Annotated in this window: 24 protein-coding genes; 18 read left to right on the forward strand and 6 right to left on the reverse strand. The window is 60.0% G+C overall.

The genetic code is table 11. The annotated features are described in order from the left end of the window. The first annotated feature begins 673 nt into the window (after window positions 1–673). The gene (locus TQ38_RS21425; RefSeq protein WP_240198032.1) at window positions 674–1165 is read left to right on the forward strand and encodes a lipocalin family protein; all 492 of its coding nucleotides are present in this window, start codon (window positions 674–676) and stop codon (window positions 1163–1165) included. Window positions 1166–1780: 615 nt separating this feature from the next. Continuing rightward, window positions 1781–2509 (forward strand): EAL domain-containing protein, encoded by a 729-nt coding sequence (locus tag TQ38_RS21430; protein WP_043978717.1) that lies wholly within the window; start codon window positions 1781–1783, stop codon window positions 2507–2509. 492 nt (window positions 2510–3001) lie between these two features. On the opposite strand, the gene TQ38_RS31045 is transcribed toward TQ38_RS21430, so the two are convergent. Then, window positions 3002–3694, reverse strand: coding sequence for a response regulator (locus tag TQ38_RS31045; protein ID WP_240198033.1), 693 nt, complete (start codon window positions 3692–3694; stop codon window positions 3002–3004). On the opposite strand from TQ38_RS31045, the gene TQ38_RS21440 reads away from it, so the two are divergent. Together TQ38_RS21440 and TQ38_RS21445 are read left to right on the forward strand one after the other, a co-directional pair. Next, window positions 3693–4580 (forward strand): hypothetical protein, encoded by an 888-nt coding sequence (locus TQ38_RS21440; protein ID WP_052505925.1) that lies wholly within the window; start codon window positions 3693–3695, stop codon window positions 4578–4580. The two genes, TQ38_RS31045 and TQ38_RS21440, sit on opposite strands and share 2 nt — an antisense overlap. Further along, a complete protein-coding gene (locus tag TQ38_RS21445; protein WP_052505924.1) occupies window positions 4577–5596 on the forward strand; it encodes a tetratricopeptide repeat protein in 1020 nt (339 codons plus the stop codon). Before TQ38_RS21440 ends, TQ38_RS21445 begins: the two co-directional genes overlap by 4 nt. Here TQ38_RS21445 and TQ38_RS21450 read toward each other — a convergent pair. Beyond that, the gene (locus tag TQ38_RS21450) at window positions 5503–6855 is read right to left on the reverse strand and encodes a transposase (protein WP_052505923.1); all 1353 of its coding nucleotides are present in this window, start codon (window positions 6853–6855) and stop codon (window positions 5503–5505) included. The genes TQ38_RS21445 and TQ38_RS21450 overlap by 94 nt on opposite strands. A gap of 195 nt (window positions 6856–7050) precedes the next feature. On the opposite strand from TQ38_RS21450, the gene TQ38_RS21455 reads away from it, so the two are divergent. The 6 genes from TQ38_RS21455 (at window position 7051) to TQ38_RS21475 (ending at window position 12098) form a co-directional block, all read left to right on the forward strand. Continuing rightward, window positions 7051–8292, forward strand: a complete 1242-nt coding sequence (locus tag TQ38_RS21455; protein WP_043978643.1) for a sel1 repeat family protein — start codon at window positions 7051–7053, stop codon at window positions 8290–8292. A 455-nt stretch (window positions 8293–8747) separates the two neighbouring features. Beyond that, window positions 8748–8954, forward strand: coding sequence for a hypothetical protein (locus tag TQ38_RS21460; RefSeq protein WP_162792339.1), 207 nt, complete (start codon window positions 8748–8750; stop codon window positions 8952–8954). 59 nt (window positions 8955–9013) lie between these two features. After that, on the forward strand, window positions 9014–9937 hold the full coding sequence (locus TQ38_RS21465; protein ID WP_043978640.1) for an iron-containing redox enzyme family protein: 924 nt from the start codon (window positions 9014–9016) through the stop codon (window positions 9935–9937). Between the two features lie 8 nt (window positions 9938–9945). Then, window positions 9946–10134, forward strand: a complete 189-nt coding sequence (locus TQ38_RS30090; RefSeq protein WP_162792340.1) for a hypothetical protein — start codon at window positions 9946–9948, stop codon at window positions 10132–10134. Further along, entirely contained in the window at window positions 10134–10700 is a 567-nt protein-coding gene (locus TQ38_RS21470) for an ankyrin repeat domain-containing protein (RefSeq protein WP_052505922.1), read from the forward strand. The genes TQ38_RS30090 and TQ38_RS21470 overlap by 1 nt, the downstream gene beginning before the upstream one ends. A gap of 36 nt (window positions 10701–10736) precedes the next feature. After that, window positions 10737–12098 carry an AarF/ABC1/UbiB kinase family protein gene (locus TQ38_RS21475; RefSeq protein ID WP_043978637.1) on the forward strand — a complete coding sequence of 454 codons (1362 nt, stop codon included), beginning with the start codon at window positions 10737–10739 and terminating at the stop codon, window positions 12096–12098. 366 nt (window positions 12099–12464) lie between these two features. Here TQ38_RS21475 and TQ38_RS21480 read toward each other — a convergent pair whose 3' ends face one another. Both TQ38_RS21480 and TQ38_RS21485 read right to left on the reverse strand, forming a co-directional pair. Further along, window positions 12465–12722 (reverse strand): DUF3253 domain-containing protein, encoded by a 258-nt coding sequence (locus tag TQ38_RS21480; protein WP_370059810.1) that lies wholly within the window; start codon window positions 12720–12722, stop codon window positions 12465–12467. A gap of 5 nt (window positions 12723–12727) precedes the next feature. Beyond that, on the reverse strand, window positions 12728–13810 hold the full coding sequence (locus TQ38_RS21485; protein WP_240198034.1) for a YihY/virulence factor BrkB family protein: 1083 nt from the start codon (window positions 13808–13810) through the stop codon (window positions 12728–12730). A 967-nt stretch (window positions 13811–14777) separates the two neighbouring features. On the opposite strand from TQ38_RS21485, the gene TQ38_RS30665 reads away from it, so the two are divergent. Next, window positions 14778–14963, forward strand: coding sequence for a hypothetical protein (locus TQ38_RS30665; protein ID WP_052505921.1), 186 nt, complete (start codon window positions 14778–14780; stop codon window positions 14961–14963). An 824-nt stretch (window positions 14964–15787) separates the two neighbouring features. Here TQ38_RS30665 and TQ38_RS21495 read toward each other — a convergent pair. Together TQ38_RS21495 and TQ38_RS21500 are read right to left on the reverse strand one after the other, a co-directional pair. Then, complete coding sequence (locus TQ38_RS21495) at window positions 15788–16804, reverse strand: IS110 family transposase (RefSeq protein ID WP_043978631.1); 1017 nt, start codon at window positions 16802–16804, stop codon at window positions 15788–15790. Between the two features lie 193 nt (window positions 16805–16997). Then, window positions 16998–17969 (reverse strand): MucR family transcriptional regulator, encoded by a 972-nt coding sequence (locus tag TQ38_RS21500; protein WP_052505920.1) that lies wholly within the window; start codon window positions 17967–17969, stop codon window positions 16998–17000. Window positions 17970–18251: 282 nt separating this feature from the next. Between TQ38_RS21500 and TQ38_RS21505 the strand changes: the two genes are divergently transcribed. The 7 genes from TQ38_RS21505 to TQ38_RS21530 all read left to right on the forward strand — a co-directional run bounded on the left by TQ38_RS21505 (window position 18252) and on the right by TQ38_RS21530 (window position 25015). Next, window positions 18252–18503 carry a hypothetical protein gene (locus TQ38_RS21505; protein WP_043978629.1) on the forward strand — a complete coding sequence of 84 codons (252 nt, stop codon included), beginning with the start codon at window positions 18252–18254 and terminating at the stop codon, window positions 18501–18503. 185 nt (window positions 18504–18688) lie between these two features. Beyond that, entirely contained in the window at window positions 18689–19978 is a 1290-nt protein-coding gene (locus tag TQ38_RS21510) for a sodium:proton antiporter (RefSeq protein ID WP_043978627.1), read from the forward strand. 321 nt (window positions 19979–20299) lie between these two features. Then, a complete protein-coding gene (locus tag TQ38_RS30670; RefSeq protein ID WP_205316123.1) occupies window positions 20300–20470 on the forward strand; it encodes a hypothetical protein in 171 nt (56 codons plus the stop codon). 101 nt (window positions 20471–20571) lie between these two features. After that, window positions 20572–20862: a hypothetical protein gene (locus TQ38_RS21515; protein ID WP_043978622.1), complete on the forward strand. Its 291-nt coding sequence runs from the start codon at window positions 20572–20574 to the stop codon at window positions 20860–20862. A gap of 232 nt (window positions 20863–21094) precedes the next feature. Beyond that, on the forward strand, window positions 21095–21955 hold the full coding sequence (locus TQ38_RS21520; RefSeq protein ID WP_043978620.1) for a transglutaminase family protein: 861 nt from the start codon (window positions 21095–21097) through the stop codon (window positions 21953–21955). Between the two features lie 216 nt (window positions 21956–22171). Next, window positions 22172–22750: a hypothetical protein gene (locus TQ38_RS21525; RefSeq protein ID WP_043978617.1), complete on the forward strand. Its 579-nt coding sequence runs from the start codon at window positions 22172–22174 to the stop codon at window positions 22748–22750. Window positions 22751–23020: 270 nt separating this feature from the next. Further along, the gene (locus TQ38_RS21530) at window positions 23021–25015 is read left to right on the forward strand and encodes a response regulator (RefSeq protein ID WP_370059811.1); all 1995 of its coding nucleotides are present in this window, start codon (window positions 23021–23023) and stop codon (window positions 25013–25015) included. The last annotated feature ends 2 nt before the right edge of the window (window positions 25016–25017 follow it).

The following is a 25017-nucleotide window of genomic DNA, read 5'->3' on the forward strand; positions in this document are numbered from 1 at the left end:
CCATTGCAGCGGTTGAAGGCTTTAGGTAGCCGGCATTACATGTCTCGAATATGGCTCGCCAAAGCGATCTCGCAGCATTCTCCCAGATATTGTTGGGGAAACTCATGCTATTGAACTGGCGATCTCTCCCGGCGCAAGCCGGCGCATCGCTCGTGTGGACCTTTTCCGGTTCCTGCAATCAACTCCGGAACGTAGCCTCGATAATGGCCACTCGTGCCTTGCACCACGGGCGGTTCTTGCTTCGGTAAATCAGCACGCGGCAGCCCTTGCATTTGATGTACGTCGTCGGTCATCACGGTGCTGCTGTCGGGGATATGCCATCCCATTAGGCAAAGGACCGCCGGAGCAGCGAGCGAAACACCTTCGCATCTCCACCTCCCACGTTTGTGGGCCGGCCCACGAGCCATTGCCATCGAGCTAGTCTAGGCCCAGCCCCCTGAGACAGAGGGTAAGTCGGGTCGGGCCTTGTCTCGGCTCCCCACTTCGCCAGGCAGAAGGGTCTTGCACCTCGGGCCTTTCGGATTGTTGAGCATCGTTGATGAAAAGGCGCTTTACCATCAGATGACTCAAGGGGCGACTTCGGGCCAGCGAGCCAAAGGAACCGGAGCTCATCGCCTCAGTTCTCCTGTGCATGGAGACCCAGACAAGTACCCCCTCGCAACCGATCACCACCGTGTCCCACCTCGACCTGGACCGCTACCTTGGAACCTGGTTCGAGATTTGCCGGCTGCCGCTCAAGTGGGAAGACACGCAGGCGAGCGACATCACCGCGACCTATTCGCTCAATCCGGATGGCTCGATCAAGGTCGACAACCGCTGCATCGACGAAGACGGTAAACCTGATCAGGCGATCGGACAGGCTTTTCCGATCGACGAAGGCAATGCCAGGCTGAAGGTCAGCTTCCTGCCGCAATACTTGCGCTGGCTCCCTTTTACCAAAGGTGACTACTGGGTGATGCGGATATCGCCGGACTATACCATAACTTTGGTGGGAACGCCTGATCGCGCCAATTTGTGGCTGCTTTCGCGCACGCCTCAACTGCCTGGCGCTGTACGCGAGGATTACCTGTCAAGCGCGACGGCCGAAGGGTTCGATCTGACACCGCTCCTCACACCCCTTCAGAGCGGAAATATTGTGTCCGACACCGCGATCGCGCCGGAATAAGCGGATTATTGAGCACTTTCCGCTCCCGGAGTGCGAGCCCGACGCGGATGCTCCACTCTAGGCTATTCATCAAACAGACGCCGCCAATGACGTTCCTTCGCACTGCGACGAGGCTGATGGAACAATCTGCTTCAGTTGACCGCATCATGCGGCGCTATGTGCTGTTGTGCGTTGTCGAGTGAACCCCGATTATTCTACCGGGCGTCCGGGCGCGGCGACTTGCAGGGGACCGCCGCGCCCCACTGGCACGGGAAGATGGCGTCATGGGATATGGAAAACATAGGCTTGGGCCATGGGCCAAGGTGATCTACGGCTTGATCATCGCTGTTTCGGCCGTGATGATCTGGGCTGCAGTTCGTTCTTTCGATACGGCGCAGTCGGTTGATCACGGACAGGTTCTCCCCGCCAGCGGAACCCAAGGTAGACAATAGCGGACGAGCCGGCATTTTCCTGTCTTGCCCACTTCGCAAAAGGCAACGGCGCCAGCGAATCTGTTGCTGATGTTAAGGCATTATTATTTCTCGTCTTTTAACCTCGGCACGGGGGGCAGGAGACGGCAACATGCAAACAGGATGTCAGGGCTGCAGATCCGAAGGCGCTACCTTCGATCTTGCGATGGCGTTTCAACCGATAGTAGATTGCGAAACGGGCCGCCCATTCGCCTTCGAAGCACTGGTTCGCGGCGGCAACGGCGAAGGCGCGGCCGAAGTGCTGTCGAAAGTGACAGCTGAGAACATGTATGCCTTCGATCAGCAATGCCGGGTCGCCGCGATCAAAGGTGCGGTCGATGCCGGGATCCTCGCCTCAGATGCCAAGCTTTCGATCAATTTCCTTCCCAACGCCGTGTATTCCCCGGCAGCGTGTATCCAGCTTACGCTCAAGACGGCCCGCGAGGTCGGCTTTCCGACCGATCGGCTGATCTTCGAATTCACCGAGAACGAGCAGATGATCGATACGGACCATGTCCGCAATATCGTCGCGAGCTACCGCAAAATGGGCTTCACGACGGCGATCGACGACTTCGGGGCAGGCCATGCGGGGCTGGGCCTGCTGGCGAAGTTCCAGACCGATCTCATCAAGCTCGACATGGACCTGATCCGCGGCGTCGATCAAAGCGAGCCGCGACAGATCATAGTCTCGGGTGTGGTGGCGATAGCGAGGGCGCTTGGCATTGCCGTCGTCGCAGAGGGCGTCGAGACGGTGGGCGAGTACAACGCTCTGCGCGAGATCGGCATCCGCTACATGCAAGGCTATCTGCTGGCACGACCTGGCTTCAAGAGGTTGCCGGTTCCGCAGCCCTTGTCAGAGGCTTTTTTGGTCGATGCTCTACAAAAAGAGTGTTAACTCGAAATGGAGATGCGCCCCGCGGCCTAATCGGCGCGCGGCCCGCGTCATTCGCGTATGCCTGCTCTTCCTGGCGCCACGCCAGCTAATGCTCCGGCTGCGATCAGGCGGCCGCACAGTAGCGACTGGCTCTTTCGCGCTGCTTACCCATCCTGGTCATTGCTCGGTCGCAGTTTCTCGGGGTCGATCGCGAGCATAGGGCCGACTACCCAGTAGTACGTTTCCAGCAGCGCATCGCAGAGGCGCGGCGTCTCCCAATGCAGGTCGCCTGCAATTAAAATCAGCCAACGGTGAAGATTGGCGGTTCGGATCAACGAGCGGCTCACGCTCCCTATGTGGGATGCCGCCGGGTTCGCGCAACTCTGCGGCACAAATCTCGAAAAATGGTCTTGAGTAGCCTTGAACAGCCGACGGAATTTCCATGAGGACAGCAAGAATAATCTCGTCGACCGGGGAATCTCGATTCAGCTGATCGAGCCACGCCTAGTCAGGTTAGCGCAACGGCGCGTTTGTCAGACCTTCTGGTCCTTCTCGCTCAACGAAAGCACTTGGAGCCTTGCCGGAAGTCGCCCGGCGCAGCGTTTCTGACAGTTCTCCTTGCGGACAAGGTTTCAGGCAGAAATATGCGCCGGGATATCGCGCCCTTACCGCAGAGGTATCCGAAATTCCCGAGTGAAATATGATTGGCACGCCTGCGGCAATCAGGCGATCCGCTACGGGGAATACATCGCCGTCGGCCAAGTTTATGTCCAAAATTGCACAATCGGGTAATCGCCGATCGAGAAGGGCAAGCGCGCCGCTGACCGAGCCGCACGGCTGCAGAGCCATAAATCCAGCGTCGAATACGGTATCCTCCAGGTCGAGGGCAACGAAGGGGGCATCATCGACGATCAGGACTTCAATGGTCATCAAAAACTCTGCTTGCAGTAATGTGGCAAGAATCTCGCCACGGCTCTCCGGTTCCCGGCCGTGGCAGGCATCTCCTGAACAGCGGCTGCCTATAAGCCTTAATCTGACGGACTGCAGCCCCTCCTTCCCGTCAACTTTTGCGATCCCAGGTGATCGCATCACCTCTGCGGAGATAAGCAGCTGCGGTTGTAAGCTACGACTTGTGCCGTCTAAGGTCTCCATAATGACAGGGGAGCTTTGGATGAAGCCTGGAATTCTTGCCTGTGGCTTAGCCATGCTTTTGCCTTCGGCGGCGCAGGCGCGGGCATCGCAGTGGTGGTACGTGACGCAAGGTGCCGACAAGGTGCTGTTCGTGGATGCCGAATCGATTGTGCGGGACGGCGACACAGTCCGGTACGAAGCCAGCCAGATCCTTCGCGAACCCGGCAACCCCGCCGCCTCGCTGCGCGCCTCCATGATTGGCAACTGCCGCGACAACACCGAAACGTGGGACCTGTTCCTGCGCTACGGCGAAGATGAGGAAAGGCTCGATGAAACGGCGCTGAGCTACGCCGGCCCCAACGCTTTAGAAGCCGGGTCGGTAGGAGCCGCGCAGTTGCAGTTCGTCTGCGCTGCCGATCGAACCGAGACCGACGGCTTCCCTTTGGCGATCGACCAGGTCGCCTTCGCCGAAGCGCTGATCGCCGATACCGAGGCGTCGGTGAGCCCGGCCGACCTGCATGAACGGATGCGCGCGGACCCCAAGGTACCGGTCATCCGCTCGACGGCGCCCTCGCCTGACACTTTCGGAACAGCGCAAGCCACCACTGCGGGTCACGCCGTCGTCCCGCCGCGCGACTATGCCAAGGGGGTGGAAATTCCCGACGCCCGAAATTACGATACGATCGAAAGCGGCACGATCTACGATATTGCCTATCGCGGGATCGAAAAGGGAGAGCTGGCCTTCGACTTGCGCGGCTACAGTATCGATGATCTCGCGCACGCCAGCAGCGCCCAGACGATGCACTTCCCGGCTTCCCTGAAGACAATCCATATCCGCGACATCGAAATCACGGTTCTGGCAGCCACCCCGCAAGACCTGCACTTCCGCGCAAGCATCGCTCCCAAGGACGGCGATGACGCGCCCTTCGTATGCGCCGATCAAGCGTGTACCACGCAATGATCCGCGCCATCGTGCTGTCGGTCGCCCTGGTTGCTGGACTTGCCGGGCTGACCGCCCCGGCGCCGGCTCAGGAAGTCGCCCGGATCGACATCGTTCCCGAGTTGAAGGCTTTGTGCGAGGACGATGATGCCAGTGCCTGCACCCGCCTCGGCGACCGGCTTCTCGAAGGGAACGGGATTGGACGCGACGATGCTCTGGGCGTTGCGACCCTCGGCAAGGCCTGTCAGCTGGGCGACATGCCAGGTTGCACGATGACGGGATTTGCCTACGGCAAGGGGCAAGGCGTCGCGCAATCGGCCGATATCGCCCGCGCCTACTACGCCTATGCCTGCCATGGCGGCGAGGCGACCGGATGTTCCAACCTCGGCCTTGCCTACATCAACGGCGTCGGCGTTCCCAAGAACGATGCGCGCGCCGCCGCGCTGTTCGAGCGGGCCTGCACGAACGACTCGACGGCAGGCTGCGCCAACCTCGGTGCGTCCTATTCGCTGGGACGAGGCGTGCCGCGCGATCATCGCCGAGCAGCACGGTTGTTCAGACAAGCCTGTAACGCCGACGATCAGCACGCCTGCTACAACCTAGGCGTGCTCTACCGCGATGGCCTGGGCCTGCGACGTGATTACAAACGCGCCATCGCGCTGTTCGAACCCTCGTGCGAGGCCAAGGACCCCAGCGCCTGCGGTAATCTCGCAAATATGATCGACGACGGCCGAGGCGCCGCGAGGGACCGTCAGCGCGCCCTCGATCTGCATGACGAAGCGTGCGGGCTGGGTGAGGCAGAAAGCTGCTTTACGCTCGGCCGGGCCTACCAGACCGGAAACGGGCGAGAGCGTGACGACGCCCAGGCCATCGCCTTGCTGGAGCGCAGCCTCGCGCTCGACCCTAACAGCCCGCTGCCGAAGTCGATTTTTCGGGACGGCGCTCAGCCCGGCCCCGCAGACATGATGATAAGCAGGACACCGGTTTCGGCTGCGACTTGGCCGACGAGGGCGAAGATCAGCGCGTTTTCGGTCTGAGCAACGAGCAAAAACGCCTGTGAAGCGCTGGCGGCCTCCCTCGGTGTGCCACATCCGAACAGTGCGCGCATGAGGATGCCCAGATTGAAGCCGGCGACGTGGATTAGATACCTCTTGTGGAGGTTTTCGCGCCCACGCAGCCATGCGCGGCGCATGCCGCCCCGGTCCAGGACATGGGCAAAGCTGCGTTCCACCATCTCGCCGCGCTTGCGCATGGTCTTGCGTCCGATGCGGGATTTCAGGCGGGCGCGATTGGCGTAGACCGCCTTTTGTGCTTCCTCGTCACCGTGCCAGCGCAGGATGCCTTTGGCGGGCATGGGCTCCGATATGCGGGTCTTCCACAGCCCGTTTGCGAGTGCCTTGAGGCCCTCGCGGGAGTGATACCCCTTGTCGGTTACAAGCTCGCACGGGATGCCCGGGGCCGGTGCCATATCGACTGTCGCCAGGTTACGCGCAGCCGCCTCGAGCGTCGCCTCGAGGGTGTTCGTATCGCCCTTGTCCGCAGGATGGATCGGCGCTGCGACGATCACGCCGGTATCCAGATCGACCGCATGTTCAGGCTTGTAACCAAGCCGCGTCGAGCCGTTCTTCATCCGCGCCACCTTGGCGTCCGGATCGACCGGGCTCTCCCAATCCGTGTTCGACAGCTTCTTGCCCGTGCGTCTGCGATCAAGGCGCACCAGGTCGTCGGCTGTTGGTGTCTCGATACCGCTCTCGTGCGCCATGCGCGTCAGCATCTCACGATACGTCTCGCCAGTGTCGCGCCGCACGATCGTGCGCAGCGCCGCATTGGCTTCCATCGTCGATCCGTCCACGCCGATCCGTTCGGCCTTCACCAGCTCATGATCTGCTACGAGCCCCAGAACCCAGGCAAATATCTGGTCATGAACCTCGTGCGGCAGCCGGCTGCGGGTCTTCGACATCCAACTATGGTCGGGGACTTTCTCCCGCGTCGTCAACCGCAGAAACTCGCGCAGCGAAAGCGAGTCCGAACACCGCCACACAATCCCGCGCTCGGAGTGAATGCCTTCGAAATAGCCGATCAGCAGCATCCGAAAGTATCGGCCGGGGGGTACCGATGGCGCCCCCATCCGCGCAGCGTAATAGGCCTGGCACGCCTCTTCCACAAAGCGGTCGAACCCGGCATCCACCAGCAGCTTCTGAAGCTTGTCGTAAAAGGCGTGCCCGGGAGAGCGCGGTATATCTGACCACGACACGATCAGATCCGCCTGCACATCACCATCACGTCGCATCGCCATCGTCGCTGACCACCTTCTTTCCGTATCCAGGCTGAATCAGATCACACCGACTTCGTCAACGCGCTGCTAAGACCCCTTCTGCTGGCCATGCCGCGAAAGCCCTTGCCCTTTCACGCAGTGCGATCGCTGATCGTTCCACGCCGCCCCCAAAGAACGATGAGCCGGCCGATCGCAACGCGGATGAGGAATAGATCGATGCGATATATCGCCCAGGCCCTTCTCACGATTGTCGCCGCGTTTTCGACGAGCGGGGCAGTCGCATCGGATGCACGGCAGGAGGAGGCCGTGCTGACCTGCCGAATTGAGGGGCAGGATCGCGAGGTTTCGGTTTCCATCACGGGCACACGCGCCACCTATCGTTACGGCTCGGCCCTGCAAAAGCCGGAACTAACGCTAAGCAGCCCTTTGGCCGATCTCGACTATCGCCGAAAGAACGGCCCGGGCGACACGATCGACGAGATCGTGACCTTCAGCAACGGCGACACCGCTTATCGCATGACGGCAGGTTTCAGGAACGGAGCCGCGCCAGACCCGACCGCTCTCCGGCCCTTCGCAACGCTGACGGTCAGCCGTGCCGGCAATACGCTGGCCGCGCTGAACTGCCGCCCGGACAGCATCAGGCGGGTCCACGACCGTTTCCTGGCGCGCATGCGCGAAATCGGAAGGGAACGGTCTTCCGACGGCGAAGCGTTTCCGAACTACGAGATCCAGTATCCGGCGCCAGCCAACCAGTCACCGCCGTGCAAGGCGGACTTCAACGTCGATACATGCTGGAGCCGCGGCGTTGGCTCAGCTCGCGGCGGAGATCTGCGCGGTGCGCTGGGTCACTACGATATGTCCTGCGACGCTGGCCTCAACGACCTCGGCTGCTACGAGGCGGGCAAGCTCTATCTGCAGAACCGCCAGCTGCGCGATTATGCCAAGGCCCAGGCTCGGTTCACGCGCGTGTGCGACGGCGACGACCCAGGGCGTGGGCCCTACGCCTGCAAGTACCTGGGCTGGATGCACCTGACTGCGACCGGGGTCAGCCGCGATCTCGACAAGGCATGGTCCAGGCTGGCGCTCGCCTGTTTCCTGCACAACGACGCCGACATGATCGACCCTGAGGGATGCCACTTTTTCGCCAAGACCGTCTTCGCCGTGCGCGACGCTGCGCCGAGCCGCTACGCAAGGGCGGACTTCCTTGCCTATGTGGCGCTTTCGCAAGCCTGTACCGACAAAGCCAAGACGGTCTGCGACGAGGCGCGGGCGCTGTACCGGACCGGTGCCGGACAGCACGCGCCCTGGATCAAGTCCTGTGATGCGGTGGCCCGCGCCAGCCGGACATTCTCTTCCTGCGAGGAGATGGCGCGCTTCCAGGAAGACTACGAAACCGCCATGACCACCCGCCGAAATCTCAAGGCCTTGTTCCTGGCTGCGCTGAACAATTTAAGCTGAGTGAATACGTCTGCGTCGCGGCGTCACTTTATGCCCGAGCGAGCGGCGTTCATCCAGCAAGGCATTTTCAAACGTCATGGTCCACGACTATCTGCTAGATACTTTTCTCGACGGCAAAAAACCCAGACAACTCCTCCGAGCCGTTTGATCCCGAACTGGGCTTTGGCCACACCCAGCCCGCCGGCCCGCTTACCGATGATGTCGGTGCCGATTATCGCTTATGGCGCCTAATCCGCTCGGCACGCCGTTTAACTCAGATCAGCCTGATAAATACAAAACTACGGGAGCTTCTGCGCAGGGCTGCGCATTTGCATTGCATGGAGAGAAATTCGCAAACCAGATTGGTCGCGATGGTAGTTGCCCAGGCATATGCGCCTCGCCGCTTACAAGTCGCGCGTTTGGAACGTGGCGGATACGACGTTCGCTCATTCAGGACCGCATGGGAGGCGTTGACCATGTTTGGCGAGGAGATGCCCGACGCGGCGTTTATCGAGCCAACCGAGGCCAGTTCCTGCCTCGACCTGCTGATCGAAGATCTCAAGCGGTATGGGGTCACTATGAGCTGGATTGCGCAAAGGCGGGAAGTCCGCTCGCCCAACCAACAACTCTCGGAATGGGTCAGCCCCGATCGGCGTGGCGAACGTCGCCAAGCATTGCGGTGAATGCTCTCTCCCGCCTTCTCACTTATTGCTAAGCCAAGCAGGCTCGAGGATCGATATCAATGCGAAATTTTCATCCCCAACGAGATTGCGACCTGAGCAAATTCTATTTCTCCGACGCCTTCCAACAGTCGCTGGCCATGTGGAATTACAGACGGCTGGCACCGGAGTTCCCTACGGACGACTGGGCCCAGACCCTCGCCGAAGATGCCCGGATGCGGGTCGTCGAAGGTGAATATCTTGAATATCTGCGCGCTGCCATTCACGCTGGAATCGCGGAAGTACCCACCGATCCCGCTGGTTTTGTATCGTGGTTCGAGGGCTTGATCGAGGCAGGGCCAGGACAAAACGATCCTCTGTTTCCGTGGCTGGCAGAACACGCGACCCGCGAAGAATTGCGCTGGTTCTTTGAGCAAGAGGCGGCCGGCGAAGCTGGCTTCGACGACCTTGTCGCTCTCACCCAGGTCAAGCTGCCCGATCGGGCAAAGCTTGAGTTGGCGCGCAATTATTGGGACGAGATGGGCTGCGGTAATCCAAAGGGTATGCACGGACCGATGCTGACCGTTGTATCCGAAGCTCTCAATGTCGAACCAACTATCCCCACCACGGTCCCCGAAAGCTTGGCGCTAGCCAATACCATGACCGGTCTTGCGACTTCCCGACGCTATGCCTGGCACTCGGTGGGCGCACTGGGCGTCATCGAACTGACAGCGCCAGGGCGTTCAGCAATGGTGGCAAAAGGACTGCGGCGTGTTGGTCTATCCAACCGTGAACGGCGATACTTCGACCTGCATGCAGTGCTGGACGTCAAGCACAGCGAAACCTGGAACCGCGAGGCGCTCCGTCCTCTGATCGAAGAAGATCCTAGGCGGGCAGTGGCGATAGCAGAAGGAGCACTTATGCGCCTGCTGTGCGGGAAGCTGTGTTTCGAACGATACCGCGGCCATCTGTGGGCGGGTCATGCTGCGCGCGCTGAAGCGGCCTGAGCGGCGACATGGGTCATAATCGCAAGAACCCGCCCCGGCATAACGGCGGGTCAGGTCGCAAGCCGATCTATCTGGGAATAGCACCTCTAACCGTGTTTGTGGCCGCGATTGCCGTGATGTGGTCCGGCGGCAAGCTGATGGAGCGTCCAGGCATGGACTCCGGCATTTTCACTCAAAACCAGGCGGCAGCAGATTGATGAATTCGATGAGCGATACCCCTCCCGGTCAAAACTCGGTGGCGCCTACGGCGCTTCCGCCGCTCCCATCTCCTGAGCGCATCCAGGAAATGCTGTTCGAAGCTTCCCGGATTGGCCGCGACGACATGATCCCAATCTTGTTGGAAGCGGGTGCGGATATCGAAGCAACCGACACGAAGGGACATACGCCGCTAGTCCTTGCGAGCTATCATGGATTCGAGACCACTTCCGCGCTGCTACTTTCTCACGGCGCAAGTCCCAACGGTATCACTGCCACCGGTAGCCCTCTCATGGGGGTAGCGTTCAAAGGCCATTTTCCTATCGCCCAGCTTCTGCTGTCCGCCGGTGCCAATCCTGACCTGCGCAACGCTGCAGGGCAAACGGCTGTCATGATGGCCGCTCTGTTTGATCGCCGAGAGATTATCGAACTGCTGTTGAATGCGGGAGCCGATATTAATGCCGTTGATGCCGCCGGCAACACCGCGGCGGCGCTGGCTCTTGTGCAAGGGAACGAGGACCTCGCTCAATGGCTCAGTAGACACCAGACCCGGCAGCCTTTGCCATAAAGACCATTCGCACGCCGCTGGTCTTTGAGGAGCGTGATGACAGATGAAAGACAGCCCAGGGGCCGCATAGTCCCGACCGGGCGTTTATCTCGCCTGAGCCGCTTTGGGAAGCTGGCAGGCGGAATCGCTGGTGGTGCCATGGCTGAAGGGGTGCGACGCTTGGCTTCCGGCGAGCGCCCGCGCATGAACGACTTACTCCTCACTCCAGGTAACGCTTTCCGCCTTGCCGATCAGCTATCCCATTTGCGGGGTGCGGCCATGAAGCTGGGGCAGATGATCTCGATGGATGCTGGCGACATCCTGCCGCCGGAATTCACCCAAGTGCTCGCGCGACTGCGTGACCAAGCTCATCATATGACAGACCGCCAGCTTAATGCAGTCCTGACAGCTGAATGGGGCGTCGAGTGGCGCCAGCGTCTGTCCGGCTTTCAGGGAACACCGCTCGCTGCCGCCTCGATCGGTCAGGTTCATCGTGGCCGACTGCTCGATGGGCGTGAAATCGCTATCAAGATTCAATATCCTGGAATAGCCCGCAGCATCGACGCCGATGTCGATAATGTGGCCACCTTGCTGTGGGTCACGGGGCTTCTACCGCGTGAGTTGGAAATCGCTCCGCTGCTGGCGGAAGCGAAGCGCCAGCTTCACGAGGAAGCGAACTACCTGCGTGAAGCGTGGATGATGGAACGGTATAGCGAGTTGGTGGGCAACGATCCGGCTTATCTTGTGCCCAAACCGATTGCCGTACTGACGACCCAGCGTATTCTTGCGATGGATTACATCGAAGGGGGTCCCATTGAAGACGTAGTCGCCGCGCCGCAGGACACGCGCGATGCGATGGCAAAGGCCATGGTTCAGTTGGTACTGCGCGAACTCTTCGAATGGGGCATCATGCAGACCGACCCTAATTTCGCGAACTATCGCTGGCAGCAAGCAACGGGTAAGCTCGTCCTACTGGATTTTGGTGCAGCGCGTGAAGTACCCTCTGGCACGGTGGAGGGGTACCGCGCCCTCCTCATGGCCGCCATCGACGGCGACCGTGACGCAGTTCGGACAGCAGCCGTCGAAGCGGGGTTTCTCGGGGGCGCCGCAGCGGCAAAGCACCGCGACGTAGTCGACCAGATGATTGATGTGATCCTGGCCGAACTCGCTAAGCCGGGGCCGTTTGATTTCAGCGAGCGGTCATTCCTGAGGATTCTGCGCGAGCAAGCCATGATCTTGGCGGGTGACAGAGCCACTTGGCATTTGCCACCGACCGATACCCTGTTTGTCCAGCGTAAGATCAGTGGGACTGCTCTTCTTGCGGCGAAATTTCAGGCAAAGGCCGATATTCACTCAATGATTGCCGCCTATCGCGATGACAAAATGCCCGATCTCACCGGCGCAATGCCGACGACGTGAGCTAATTCAAACTGCGAGCGGACCGGCGTAGCCGGAGGCAGTTGGAAAGCGACATAATCGGATCCCACGCAGCGATCGATCGCAATACCGTCCTCGGCAGCTTTCTCACCATTCATTAGATGGGGGAATTCGGCATCGTACCTATAAGATACTCTCGAATGCCGCAGATGGTAGTGTTCGAGGACATCGCGATGTTCGACAACACGGTGCGCAGAGTTGGTCAAGAAAGCGATTGCGGCGCCCACCGACTTAGAAATTCCGAAGTTTCTGAAACGAGAACATTTCTAAAAACCAAGGGATACCCAAATCAAAAGCACGTGGTCGGTTTGCGTAATTTTATCAAACGTTCTGGCTTTCGATCTCACCTCAGTCGGAACGTTTGATCCGGTATGGTCCAGCTCGTGCCAAAAGGGGCAGCCCTTTCCAACTTAACTGTACAGTACCGTCAGATAGCAGCTGATCGACTGCTGCGTGAACAATTGGCATTCTGGCCCGCCAATCCGCCGACCTCATGTCAGCAGCGAGGGCTCTCGCCACTTCGCTCGGGCAGATTGTCATGCCTGGTGCGCGACTGGAAAGGAGTTGCAGCATGACCCTTCTCGCAGAACCGAGCGACTCTGCCATGCTATCTATCTTGTCTCGAAACCGTCGATTGCCACTGTATCGGCCGCGTACGCGCCCCGCTTTCCGAGCGGGCGCTCAGTGCCTGTCGTCGTATCGCGAACAGTCTGGCGTTCAATTTCGCAATTCAATTCAGCGCCTAGCAACAAAGCATACGCCGAAAGATATAGCCACGTTAGCAACACCATGGCTGCTCCAAGCGAGCCGTAGGTGGCATCGTAGTTCCCAAAATTGTTGACATAGACGCCGAATCCGAAGGTGATGATCATCCAAGTCGACGATGCGAAGATTGAGCCCGGAGTCAGCCATATCCATTTCGCATTTGCCCTGTTGGGTCCAAATCGATATGCGACTGCGGCGAGTCCCGCCCCTACCGCCCCAACGCACAAATATGACCCCATCGTCACGAGAAACGTCAGATAAGACGGCGCTGAGGGAAAAAGTGCGTTCAGGCTCGCCATCGCAGCTATTGCAATCATGGCCAGAATCGCGACCATCACACCACCTGCGGCAATTCCGAGAGACAAAAGGTTCACGCGAATAAAGCTTCGGGTTTCGTCCTCGTCGTAGGCAATATTAAGCGCAGTGATGAGCGCCGAAGCACCTTTCATGACACCATACAACGCGATCGCGAGAGCGATGATGAGACCTATGCCCTTCTTGCCGCCGGAGGTATCCACGACGTTTGCCAGCTGCTCGCCGATCAGGCGTGCTGCATCGTCAGGCATCATCGCGGTGAGTGAGCTGATATGGGAGGCCACAGTCTCGGGCGTTGCAGCAAGACCGTAGGTGAGAACAATGGCACCCAAGGCCGGCACCATCGCCAAGATTGCGCAAAATGCTACACCCGAAGCTATCAAGCCAAGATTATCGACGCCGGCTTCTTGCCAGCTTCGCGAAACAATCTGCTTCCAACCAGCAGCTGGAATAGCAATCGGATTCGCTGCGTTCGCTCCGAGCGCATCACGCGATGCCAAATTCTGCACTTCATAAACTCCCGTTTCGAGAAGCGAACAATCTGGAAAGGGAAGCGTTCCAAACCGCGTCATGCGCAGGATCAGGTTCGTGCTCCATCCCTCGGCGCCGAGCAAATGCCCTAGAGAGGACCCAAAGCAGCTGCATGTACCTGCCCTGACCCTCGCCGATAAAATCACGCGCCTCGCGCATGTCGCGGTCCCGACTACTGATCGCAAAGCCGGCACACCCGGACAGACGAGGCGAGCGTGCGCGACCGTAGCCCTGAGGCGCGTGGCCAGCCTGCGCGGTTGTGTCAATTAAGTCTCGCCCCGCCAACCTCGCCATCGGTTCGCCGAAAAGAGGCGGCATCACCCCTGCTACACGGGGCACGAAAAGGCATGAAAGGACATCGGGCCGCTTACGAAATGCCATGCATCTATGTTCATGCGGAACTCGATGCAGTGTTACCGGCATCTCCGCCTGGGGATGCCCTTGCGTCAGACGCTACTGGAGCGCTGGTACTCAGGATAATCTTCTGGCGTGACGGTGCCTTCGGACGGTCGGTCTGCCAGTTTTTGGGGCTTCTGGCCGCTTTCGTTCTGCTCGTGGGGATCGACCGAGACAGGGCGCGTGTCCTGACGTGACCCCCGGATTTCCTCCAAGCTTGATTAAAGTCCGGCAGCTTTTGAGGGCCCCCGGTTTCGTGTCCGGGTATTATGTGAGCCTCCGGCTTTCATCTTTCGGGGTCATCAGCTGCTCCCACTGATGCGGCCAGGCAAAGAGAAACTGAACCTTGTGCGCCTCCATCAGCGTATGGCCGGGTGGCGCTGAGCGGTTCGATCGGCGGGCTCTAATCGATCGCGCATGGCGTGAACTACGCGATGTCGAAGAGCTCGATAATCGGCCTCAACAACATGATCGCGCTCGAGGGTGCAGATTTCGACGTGAAGTCGAACCGGATCCTGCCCGGCGCCGTCACGCGCATGGCGGACGGGCTCGACGTCACGCAGTACCCGCCTATGGCGGCCGGAACTCGTCACCCCCGTTGTTGGCCTGCTCGCGCACAAGAGCTGCCCGGTTTCGGGCGAGCTCTACGTCTCGATGGCGGGCCGCATCGCCCGCACCTTCATCACCGATACGCGCGGCGCCTACCTCTCGGAATGGACCATTGACCCAGTCGCCGCCGACATGGACCCCATCTGCGACGAAAGCGAGCGTTGGACCTTCCACCCGGTAGAGAACGATTTTGTTGAGAATATAACGAGGAGTTTTGACCTGGTGCGATAAGTAAGCTCCAACCAGAGCTTATGAGCAAGCAATCTCCCCTCCGGAGATTCTTGGGCGAGCTAGATGAGCTTTAGACCTCCACCTCTTGTGGCATTGTTTTTATATATTATACTTAATCCAATAAATTCTCTTTACATCTATCGTTGCGTCGGATCTGTAAATTCTCGAGATCAATAAATGTGTTGTCGCTTGTAATTATTTACGTAGGACGAATGTGACCACGAGCGACTGAATACATGGGGAGGGCATGCACTTTTCACTGAATATCCGAACTATCACTCGGCTTATCGTTCGCGGTTGGTCTCCGAGGGGAGCTTGGATCGCATTTTTTAAATGCCAAATCCAAGCAGATTGGTTCGTAGAGCCACATGAACGAGCGTCCAATTTCGGGTTGACCTTTTCGACTTGGGAACGTCCACAATCAGGGCGTCAGCAGACATCGGCATCTTCAGCCGGGAATGTCCGCTATCCTATGGACGCGGCTCCGAACCGGACCGAGCGAAAAGTCCCAACGTCGGACCGTCCCGACGGTTCTTGCCGACATGAACGAAGGGCGGCTCAGGCACGGTCGGCGCCTGAAAGGAGCCTGTCCGGATCGTTGTCTAATTGAGACTTTCATAGCGCCTCCGTTTTCTCATTTTCCCGGTAGCCAATGGTTGTCTTCGAGGTCATCGGACCGCGGTATGCCGCGATAGTATCCGAGCCTTCATGATCGCGGCCGGGCGTTTATGTCGGACGTCTCTGGGTCCCCAACGCAGTCGAAGCTGCGACAATCCGGTCGAGATCGCCCGAGGCATGGCTGACCGGGAACGTTGACGCCAGGCTCAAGCCCAGCGAAACTCGGTCTCGTTCAGCCAAAGGGAATGAAGTAACACGGCAAGCTTGCGCGCCACGGCGGTTCGCGCCCGCCTGGTACCTTTTGTTTCGGACATACGCCGACCCCACTCCTGGAGTGCGCTGGGACGTTTCACGCGGCAAAGAATGCTGTTGGCGGCTTCGTATAGGGCACTACGCAGCATACCATCTCCGGCTCTGGATATGTGCCCTTTGGTATCTCGCTCTCCTGACTGAGTGCGTCGAGGTACCAGACCTACGTACGCTCCAACGTCTTGGCTGCGTGCGAAGCGGCGCGGATCCTCGATGCTGGCCGTATAAGTAAGCGCGGTGATGGGACCAACGCCTGGAACGCTCATCAGGCGGGCGCACACCGTATCGGAACTGGCTCGCCGCTCGAGCAAACGACCCGACGCCCGCAGTTGCTGCTCCACGGTATCGACGCATGCGACGAGGGGAGCGAATACGTCCTCCAGGTCGGGACGCTGACGGTACAACGCGGCGAGGCGTTCGGCTCGTTTCGCTGGTGTAGTCACCTGATTCAGACGCAACCCGAATAGCTTCAAAAGTCCGCGCAGCTGGTTGATCATTGCAACGCGAGTTGTGATGAGCTGCGCTCTGATCCGCAAGGCCGCCCGGTCGATGTGGGTGGCCGACGCCTTCATGTGGACGCGCTTAAACCAGCCCGTCCGCGCGAGCTGGGCCAATCCCTCTGCATCGTGCACGTCGCTTTTATTGACCCGCGCCGACAACGCTCCCTTGGCGTGACGGGCGCAGATGCACTCGATCGGTACATCGCGCTCCTTCAGTCCATGATAAAGAAACGTAGAAAGGGTTCCGGTTTCCAGCACGACCCGCGTTATTCCACGACTGTGTTTGTGGAACCATTTCGCGAGAACTTCCGGATCGCTCGCCACGACGTCGCGCCGCAGCACGCCACCGTCGCCATCGACCACACAAATATGCGTGGTCTTGTCACTCACATCCAGTCCTGCATAAATCGACATCGGTCACTCTCCTGCGTTGAAGCGTGCATGCGACTTCGTACCACACAGGAGAGTGGCTACATCAATTACGCGGTGTCCCCAGGGCCGGTCATTCCGGATGCACTGCGCATGGCCCCCAATCCGGCTCGTCTACGCAGCGGGATCGTCGCCCAGCCACCCCGCCGCTAAAGCGACAGGGTGGCCGATGTTCCGATTACTTGGCCTTCGCGGCGGGGCGCTTCCACCGCGTCTTGGCGCCAGGAACTGGGGCCGGGGTCTCGGTTACAGCGCTTGTGTCGGCGGCCTCGTTTCCAAACAGACCCAACTTGCCGCGGCGCTTCGGCTTTTCTGCGGTAGCCGGGGCATCGGTGGTTTCTGCGGACGAGTTTTCTTCCGACACCGGGGCAATCGCTTCGGACTTTGCCGCAGACTTCGGCGTCCGCGCCATGCGCTTCGTGGGTTGCTTCTTTGGCGCTGCGCCGCGAGCCGGAGCCTTCGTCGCGGTGGGCGGTGCGCCGGGAGTTTCGACGGCCTGCTCGGCGACCTGCGGCTCAACTGGGCTGTCCGCGGCCTCTGCAACCGGCGCGGTCACCGTTTCCGCTGAAGTGGCGGTGGGTTTCGTGGTCGCTTTCGCTTTGCGAGCAGGCGCCTTGGCGGCCTTTGCCGCAGAGGTCTTGGCAGCCGGCTTCTTCAGCTTGGCGGCCACGGGGGCTACAACGCTGTCCTTCGCCGCATCGTCCGAACCTACTTCCGCATCGGCCGGTATGGCCGGATCTGTCGCCTTCTTGTTACCAAGCCCGATCTTCTCCGCAATCGCACGGCGCATGGCCGCGAATGCCGGGGCCACCATCGGATAGCTGGCCGGAAGACCGTAGCGCTCGCGGTAGGTTTCGGGGGTCAGGCCGTGCCGCGTCAGGTGACGCTTGAGCGTCTTGTAGGGCTTTCCATCGATGAGGCTGATGAGGTGATCAGGCGACGCCAGGCTCTTGCGGGCCGTTACGGCCGGCGTGAAAGTAGGCTTTTCTGCTTCAGGCGCCGCCGGAGCTGCGTCCTGCGTCAGAGCAGCCCTCGTGGACTGGATAAGACCTGCGAGATCCGCCGACGGCACCGCGTTGTTGGCAAGGTACGCACTCAGCAGTTCAACAGTGAGCGAGGCGATGTCAGACTGCTTTTCGTTTTCGGCCATTCTTGTCCGCTTCCCTATCTTCCACGACGCGCGGCGAGTTTCGGCCGCCCGAAGGTTTTTTTGCAGTTCGAGACATTCCGACTGCACATTTCTGAAGCAAATAAACCAGGTAACGATGTTTTCATAGTCTTCGCTGGTTCAATGTCCATTCAAACGCACCGCGAGTGCAAAGCAGCAGGGCTCGCGGTGCATGTTCATTACCAGTCAACGGCTTTGACAAAGGTATTCGGGCCGAGGAACGGGGCCGCCTCGCCGACCGTTAACTCGTAAAGGAGAGCAATCATGGACGAAGTTTCGATAGGGCCCCAAGGGAACGACGATCAGCCCGTGCAGTCAAGCGTCGACGCCCAATCCGAAACGGAACGCGACATTGAACGCGGCCTTGCCGGGGCGGAAGCCAAGCCATTTTCTGAGCCGGCGAAAGCAAAGAGCTCGGATACGGATGCACGTGCCTCCGAAGGTGATGAAGAGAATTCGTCATCAAAAACTCAGGAGAGCCTGGTCTCCGGCAGGCGAAATTCCGGTCGGGAATAGGACGACTTGGTGGGCGCGTTGGGCGCGCAACGCGCCTAACATTTTCCAAAATGCGGCGCACCAGCGTAATCTCATTCGCGGTGATGACCCTTTGGCAAAGCCCCAGCCAAACACAGCCGTGCGACGCCTCGCCGCGGCAACGGGTTTCAAATGCGTCTTTTTTCGGTCTGACACGTTCGCCTGACATGCCTTCATTCGCATCGCCCGAGCCCTACATCGTCATCATGACCGGCGTCGGCGTGCTCATCGCCCTGGTAGCCTGGCTGCCACTAGCGTTGAAACAATTGCCCCTGTCCCTGCCGATCGTCTGCATCGGTATCGGAGCGGCCGTCTTCCTGCTCCCGGCGGTCTCGCTGCGGCCTCTCCCGATGCTTCACCCTCACATCACCGAGCGTTTTGCCGAATTTGTCGTCATCATCGCCCTGATGGGCGCCGGCCTGAAAATTGACCGGGTGTTTGGTTGGCAGCGCTGGGCAGTCACCTGGCGGCTGCTTGGGATTACGATGCCGCTCGGCATTCTGCTGATCACCATCATGGCGACCGTGGCGTTGGACGTGTCCTGGGCGGTCGCCCTGCTGCTGGCGGCAAGTCTCGCGCCGACCGACCCGGTTCTGGCCGCTGATGTCCAGGTGGGGCCGCCCAAGACCGGTGACGAAGACGAGGTTCGCTTCGGCCTCACTTCAGAGGCCGGGCTCAACGATGGCGCAGCCTTTCCGTTTGTCCATCTCGCCATCCTGCTCGCCGCCGCGCTGCCCGCCGGCCAGCCATGGCTCGGAGAATGGATCGGCTACCGCGTGCTGTGGGAGGTCGGCGGCGGCATCTTGGGAGGTTGGCTGGTGGGACGCCTGTTCGGATGGCTGACATTCCGCATTCCCGCCGAGACCAAACTCGCCAAGACGGGCGATGGCCTGATCGCACTGTCTGCGACTTTCGTATCCTATGGACTGACGGAGATGGTGCACGTCTATGGCTTCCTGTCGGTTTTCGTAACAGCGATGACGTTCCGGCATGCTCACCGCGATCACGACTTCCAAAGCGACATGCACGCCATTACCGAGCAGATCGAACGGATAGCGATGATGGTCCTGCTCATCCTTTTCGGAGGCGCTTTGGTCAGCGGTCTGCTCGCCCATGTTGGCTGGGCCGACGTGGGCGTTGCTGCGGCAATCTTGCTGGTCATTCGCCCCCTCACCGGGTGGCTTGGGCTTTTGGGGTATCCGGCTGATGCCGGCGAGAAAATGACCCTTGCCTTCTTTGGCATCCGCGGTGTGGGTTCGATCTACTATCTCGCATTCGGCATCAACCATATGCCTGTGCCGCAAGCGAAGAGGCTCTGGGGTATCGTCGGGCTCGTCGTGCTGTTCTCGATCCTGCTTCACGGTTTGACCGTGACGCCGATCATGCGGTCGCTGGATCGGCGCCGCGGTGTCGACCCCGAGGCGCAGCAGCTTCCTCCCCCGGGGCTGCGAGCCTAGAGCTGAGTACACAGCGAAGCCTAATGAAACACCCGCTCCCCGCTGAAATAGGTCCCCGACAGTATGGCACGCAACGTCAAGAAGTGCGGCGCAAGCCTGGGGTCCATACCCTGATTGCGCTTGCTGCACCGCAGCGCGCGCTACGCGCACTTGTGCTGCGCCGCAGCATCGGACATATAGGTCACGCCTTTCAGGCATCCTCTCCCAAACTTCCAAAGGCGGCCCACGTGGCCGGCTTTTTTTGTCGTCGGCTATTCCCATTTGGTAGATGGGCTTCGTGACGTATTCGGCGCACGGCAACAAAAAAGAGGGGCGATAGGAATGAAGGAAACGTTGACCACCATTGTCCTGCAGGTGATCGAGCGGACGCCGCAATGGGTACGCCATGATTTGGAATCCAAAGAACCGGCAGTCCGCATCCGCGCAGAAGAAACGCTCGCCGCGATGATCGCCGCCGCACTCGACGGGGTAAGTGCGCTCCCGGTAAACTGATCGTCGCCCCCCTTTCACCGAGCAAAGCGAAGCACGCCGCACAGGGAACTCTTCCAAGCAGTGCGAATTTGGGTGCGAAGTAGCCTCGAAAGGAGACCGCTATGCCCAGAACCCTGAGCGAACGGGTGGCAGATCTTGAAACCGCCGCTCTCAAGTCAGAAGGCGCACAGTTCGCGGTGCATGATCTGGTTGCCCGAATGCTCGCCCGGTTGCCCGATGCCGATGTCCGCGAAATGATCGAAGATCTGATCGAGCATGCGGATGAGCTGGATGGGCAGCTCGGCGCGGACCGTCTGGTCGGTTACAACGACGAGATGCGTTCCATCAGCGAAGAAATCGAGCACGCCCGGCAACTGCCAAAGGGCGTCTTCGCTCGCCTCCTGCGGGCATAAGCCAAGATCAGACCAGGCCGCCTACCCACGTCCGCCTTCTTTAACGCCTCCGCTGGGACCCCGCTCCAGGGCCGGATTGCGATTGTCCGTGAGCGGCGTACGCGCAACCGCGCTTCCCTGTGCGATCCGCGTTCCCGCAATACGGAAAGCTCTCAACGACGACTTCAGCTGAGCATCTCGATCAACGCAATCTATCGGTTTCCTTCTGGTGCGAAGCGAGGGACAAGCCTCTATGCGCCTCACCATCGAACATCGCACACGCTACCGGTATAGCCGCGAGGTCATGCTGCAACCCCACGAGCTGATTGTCACTCCCCGCGACAGCGGCGGACTGACGACAGTGGAACGATCGCTGGAATGTTCCCCGCCCGCTGAGATCTCGTGGACGATAGACGTTTTTGGAAATCTGGTCGCGGCGGCCAGCTTTTCCGAGCCGACTCAAGAGTTGATGATCGTGAGCAAGGCCATTGTCGATCACGTCGCCCCTGAATGGCCAATCTACTCGGTATCGCCCGAAGCTCACAGCTACCCCTTCACCTATTCCCTGGACGACGTCATCGATCTTGGCGCCCTGGCGCAGCCAGACTGGCTCACTCCCGGCGGGGAGCGTGTCGGCGCATGGGCGCGTGCGTTTGTCATGGGGCTCCAGACGGACAGCCTGTCTCTGCTCAAAGATCTGAATGCGGGCGTTCTCCGGGATATTCATTACCGGGTGCGCGACGAGGAAGGCACGCAGTCGCCTGCCGGCACATTGGAGCTGCGCAGCGGATCGTGCCGCGATATCGCCGCTCTTTTCATTGAGGCTGCGCGCCATCTCGGGTTCGGGGCGCGGGCCGTATCCGGATACCTGTTCGACCCTGATCAAAGAGACGAAGATGCCGGCGCCACCCATGCCTGGGCCGAGGTGTACTTGCCCGGCGCGGGTTGGATCGCCTTCGACCCGTCTCATCGCCGTATGGGCAACAGCCAGCTCATCCCCGTGGCGTTTGCCCGGTCGAACCGGCAGATTATGCCGGTGACCGGCGAGTATATCGGTGCCGCCCAAGATTTCGAGAGTATGGATGTCACCGTCCGTGTCAGGCTCAATCCCTGACAGCCAGTATCGGTTTGGCGCCGCCGATTTTGACAACGCTCACTGGGGTTGGCCCCGCATTTTCGGCAGGTCGGCAAACATTCCAGAAGCGGTAAGGGCTCAAGACGCCGGGCGCGAAATACTGCGCTTGAGGCTAGCGCAGAGAGCTTCAGGAGCGGTATGTCGGCGCAGCGCCGTCCGCCCTAACGGCAGAAATTGTCATCGGAGTATGTAACGGTGGATCAGATTCGATGCCATACCTGCCGCAACCCCGTCGCCAGCTATGATGTGATCAGCTTCGGTTCGATGGAGAAGGGTTACAGAGATCTGTGTAGCCGGTGCTTTAATGCGGAGGTGGCAGAAAACGGCGGGTTTGCCTTTGAACAAGTCGATTTCCTGCCTATGGAAATTATGGACTTCGCGGGCGTAAAGCACAATTTCAAATTCCGCTTGCTGCATCTGGGTGACCGGGTGACGCTTGAGGCGTTCGAAGTCGACGATGGCGAGCGCGGCGGTTACGAGTTTCAGATCCTCAGCGACGCTCAGGCCGATCCTTTCAAGCTGATGGCGCGGCTTGTCGAACGGATACGGCGCGCGCTGTCCCAACGCCATTTGGTGGATGAAGGCGAAGGGTGCTCGATCGCGACGGACGTGGTTCGAGGGAAAATCAGTTGTGATCTCCAATCTCAAGACCGCGTCCCCATGCTGGTTATCGATGGCCGCGAGATCAGCTGGGATCAATTTGGGCAGATGCTGATGACGTTCGAGGGATGGCAGTTCAAGCTGGAGATCAAGGATGCCAGCGAGGAAGTTTAGGCATACGCGCGGTGCAGACAATTCTCGGTTGGTAGCGAGCGCAATTCACTTCATCGGAAGCGCTCGCTCACGGCCCGGAAATCGCAGCGGGTTGTTGGGTGTTGCGCGGCAGCAAGTTCGCGACCGTGCCGGGGCGTGGTGGCCTCGAATATCCGGCACCCTCGCAACTCGCCTCAAGCTTATGCTTTATCGCGGTATCGTCTCTTCCCCGCACGGCCGTGGGGACGCGGGCGTCTTTGGGACATCCCCGTCCCACCCGGGTAAACGAATTTGGAGAAGACGGTGCCGAACTATGTCCTGGACGGGGGTGGGCACGTCGGCGCGCTGCTACGCGAACATGACTGGAGTGGGTCGCCCCTTGGCGAGCCGGAGCGCTGGCCTCAGCCTCTCAAAACACTTGTCAGCATGATGCTCGGTTCGAACCAGCCGATGTTCGTCACATGGGGTCCCGAACGTATCATCCTCTACAACGAGGGATATTCGCAGCTTCTTGAAGATCGTCATCCGGCGGCGATGGGCCGGCCTTTCGCCCAGGTATGGTGGGACATCATCGACGACGTGGGTCCAATTCTCGATCGCGCTTACGCCGGTGAGGGAACCCACATGGACGACATCACATTCATGATGATCCGGGATGGCCGTCCTCAGGAGACCCACTTTTCGTTCAGCTACACACCCGTGCGGGATGAGGCCGGCCAGGTATCGGGCATGTTCTGCGCATGCGCGGAGACGACCAAGGAGGTGTTCGCGACCCGGCGGTCCATGGCAGCGGGTAACCGGTTGTTCGAGATGAGCCGTGACCTGTTCGCGCTGGCGACCTTCGAGGGCTATCTCGATCTGATCAACCCGGCTTGGGAAACCGCTCTCGAGCGATCGCATGAGGAGCTGACCACCAGACCTTTCGCGGAAATAATCCACCCAGACGATCTGCCGGAAACCGCGGCGGTCGTCGCCCGCCTGATGAATGGCGAGCCGGTGCACCAGTTCCACGTTCGCCTCCTTAAAGCCGACGGCACGCCTCTCTCCTTCGCCTGGTCGGCGATCCCGGACGACACGGCCGGAAGTAACATCTTCTATACCGTCGGCAGGGACATCACCGAGGATCTGCGCCGCGAAGAAATGCTTCGCCAAAGCCAGAAAATGGAAGCCGTCGGTCAGTTGACAGGCGGCTTGGCCCACGACTTCAACAACCTGCTGGCCGGTATTTCCGGCGCACTCGAACTCACCCGCACCAGGCTGGCGCAGGGCCGTGTGGCGGACGTATCAAAGTACGTGATTGCCGCAGAAGGCGCAGCCCACCGCGCGGCCGCCCTTACCCACCGTCTGCTCGCTTTCTCGCGGCGCCAGACGCTGGATCCAAAGCCCACGGACATCAAGCGGCTAGTCGCGGGAATGGCGGACCTGATCGGTCGGACGGTTGGTCCAACGATCGCTTTGGAAGTCTTCAACGGTGCCGGACTGTGGCCAAGCCTGATTGATCCCAGCCAGCTGGAAAGTGCTATCCTCAACCTCTGCATCAATGCCCGCGATGCAATGCCGGATGGCGGGAATATCACGATCGAAACAGCAAACCGCTGGATGGATCATCGCACCGCTCACGAGAGAGGGCTGGTACCGGGCCAGTACATCTCGTTATGCGTATCCGATACCGGCACTGGCATGAGCCCTGATGTCATCGCCAAGGCCTTCGACCCCTTTTTCACCACCAAACCGATCGGCGTCGGCACCGGGCTGGGTCTGTCGATGATCTACGGCTTCGCCCAGCAATCGGGAGGGGCAGTCAACATCTATTCTGAACTCCAGAGCGGCACAATGGTATGCATCTACTTGCCCCGTCATAACGGCGAGGCTGAGGCAGAGCACATGGCCGGCCCAGCACACAGCGCCCGTGCCAACGACGGCGAGACCGTGCTGGTGATCGACGACGAGCCCACCGTGCGCATGCTCGTCAGCGAAATCCTGGAGGACCTGGGCTACATCGCACTTGAGGCGGAAGATGGTCCTGCAGGCCTCAAGGTACTGAATTCGAACGCCCGCATCGATCTGCTGGTGACTGATGTTGGACTGCCCGGCGGACTTAACGGGCGCCAGGTCGCGGACGCGGCCCGTGCCAGGCGCCCAGACCTTAAGGTACTTTTCATCACCGGCTATGCGGAAAATGCCGTGCTTAGCCACGGTCACCTCTCGCCGGGGATGCACGTCATAACCAAACCATTCGCTATGGAAGTACTCACCGCTCGGATTCGGGAACTCATCGAAAGCTAGCC

The sequence above is a fragment of the Novosphingobium sp. P6W genome (genome assembly GCF_000876675.2).
Taxonomy (GTDB): Bacteria; Pseudomonadota; Alphaproteobacteria; order Sphingomonadales; family Sphingomonadaceae; genus Novosphingobium.

What these genes read in the sequence shown, in the direction of transcription:
- TQ38_RS30665 (WP_052505921.1), top strand. Translation starts at nt 14,778, where the DNA reads ATGGCGGGCCGCATCGCCCGCACCTTCATCACCGATACGCGCGGCGCC.
- TQ38_RS21465 (WP_043978640.1), top strand. Translation starts at nt 9,014, where the DNA reads ATGCGAAATTTTCATCCCCAACGAGATTGCGACCTGAGCAAATTCTAT.
- TQ38_RS30670 (WP_205316123.1), top strand. Translation starts at nt 20,300, where the DNA reads ATGAAGGAAACGTTGACCACCATTGTCCTGCAGGTGATCGAGCGGACG.
- TQ38_RS21520 (WP_043978620.1), top strand. Translation starts at nt 21,095, where the DNA reads ATGCGCCTCACCATCGAACATCGCACACGCTACCGGTATAGCCGCGAG.
- TQ38_RS21475 (WP_043978637.1), top strand. Translation starts at nt 10,737, where the DNA reads ATGACAGATGAAAGACAGCCCAGGGGCCGCATAGTCCCGACCGGGCGT.
- TQ38_RS30090 (WP_162792340.1), top strand. Translation starts at nt 9,946, where the DNA reads ATGGGTCATAATCGCAAGAACCCGCCCCGGCATAACGGCGGGTCAGGT.
- TQ38_RS21480 (WP_370059810.1), bottom strand. Translation starts at nt 12,722, where the DNA reads ATGGCAGAGTCGCTCGGTTCTGCGAGAAGGGTCATGCTGCAACTCCTT.
- TQ38_RS21460 (WP_162792339.1), top strand. Translation starts at nt 8,748, where the DNA reads ATGTTTGGCGAGGAGATGCCCGACGCGGCGTTTATCGAGCCAACCGAG.
- TQ38_RS21450 (WP_052505923.1), bottom strand. Translation starts at nt 6,855, where the DNA reads ATGGCGATGCGACGTGATGGTGATGTGCAGGCGGATCTGATCGTGTCG.
- TQ38_RS21510 (WP_043978627.1), top strand. Translation starts at nt 18,689, where the DNA reads ATGCCTTCATTCGCATCGCCCGAGCCCTACATCGTCATCATGACCGGC.
- TQ38_RS21505 (WP_043978629.1), top strand. Translation starts at nt 18,252, where the DNA reads ATGGACGAAGTTTCGATAGGGCCCCAAGGGAACGACGATCAGCCCGTG.
- TQ38_RS21445 (WP_052505924.1), top strand. Translation starts at nt 4,577, where the DNA reads ATGATCCGCGCCATCGTGCTGTCGGTCGCCCTGGTTGCTGGACTTGCC.
- TQ38_RS21495 (WP_043978631.1), bottom strand. Translation starts at nt 16,804, where the DNA reads ATGTCGATTTATGCAGGACTGGATGTGAGTGACAAGACCACGCATATT.
- TQ38_RS21430 (WP_043978717.1), top strand. Translation starts at nt 1,781, where the DNA reads ATGGCGTTTCAACCGATAGTAGATTGCGAAACGGGCCGCCCATTCGCC.
- TQ38_RS21440 (WP_052505925.1), top strand. Translation starts at nt 3,693, where the DNA reads ATGCTTTTGCCTTCGGCGGCGCAGGCGCGGGCATCGCAGTGGTGGTAC.
- TQ38_RS21470 (WP_052505922.1), top strand. Translation starts at nt 10,134, where the DNA reads ATGAATTCGATGAGCGATACCCCTCCCGGTCAAAACTCGGTGGCGCCT.
- TQ38_RS21515 (WP_043978622.1), top strand. Translation starts at nt 20,572, where the DNA reads ATGCCCAGAACCCTGAGCGAACGGGTGGCAGATCTTGAAACCGCCGCT.
- TQ38_RS21455 (WP_043978643.1), top strand. Translation starts at nt 7,051, where the DNA reads ATGCGATATATCGCCCAGGCCCTTCTCACGATTGTCGCCGCGTTTTCG.
- TQ38_RS21500 (WP_052505920.1), bottom strand. Translation starts at nt 17,969, where the DNA reads ATGGCCGAAAACGAAAAGCAGTCTGACATCGCCTCGCTCACTGTTGAA.
- TQ38_RS31045 (WP_240198033.1), bottom strand. Translation starts at nt 3,694, where the DNA reads ATGGCTAAGCCACAGGCAAGAATTCCAGGCTTCATCCAAAGCTCCCCT.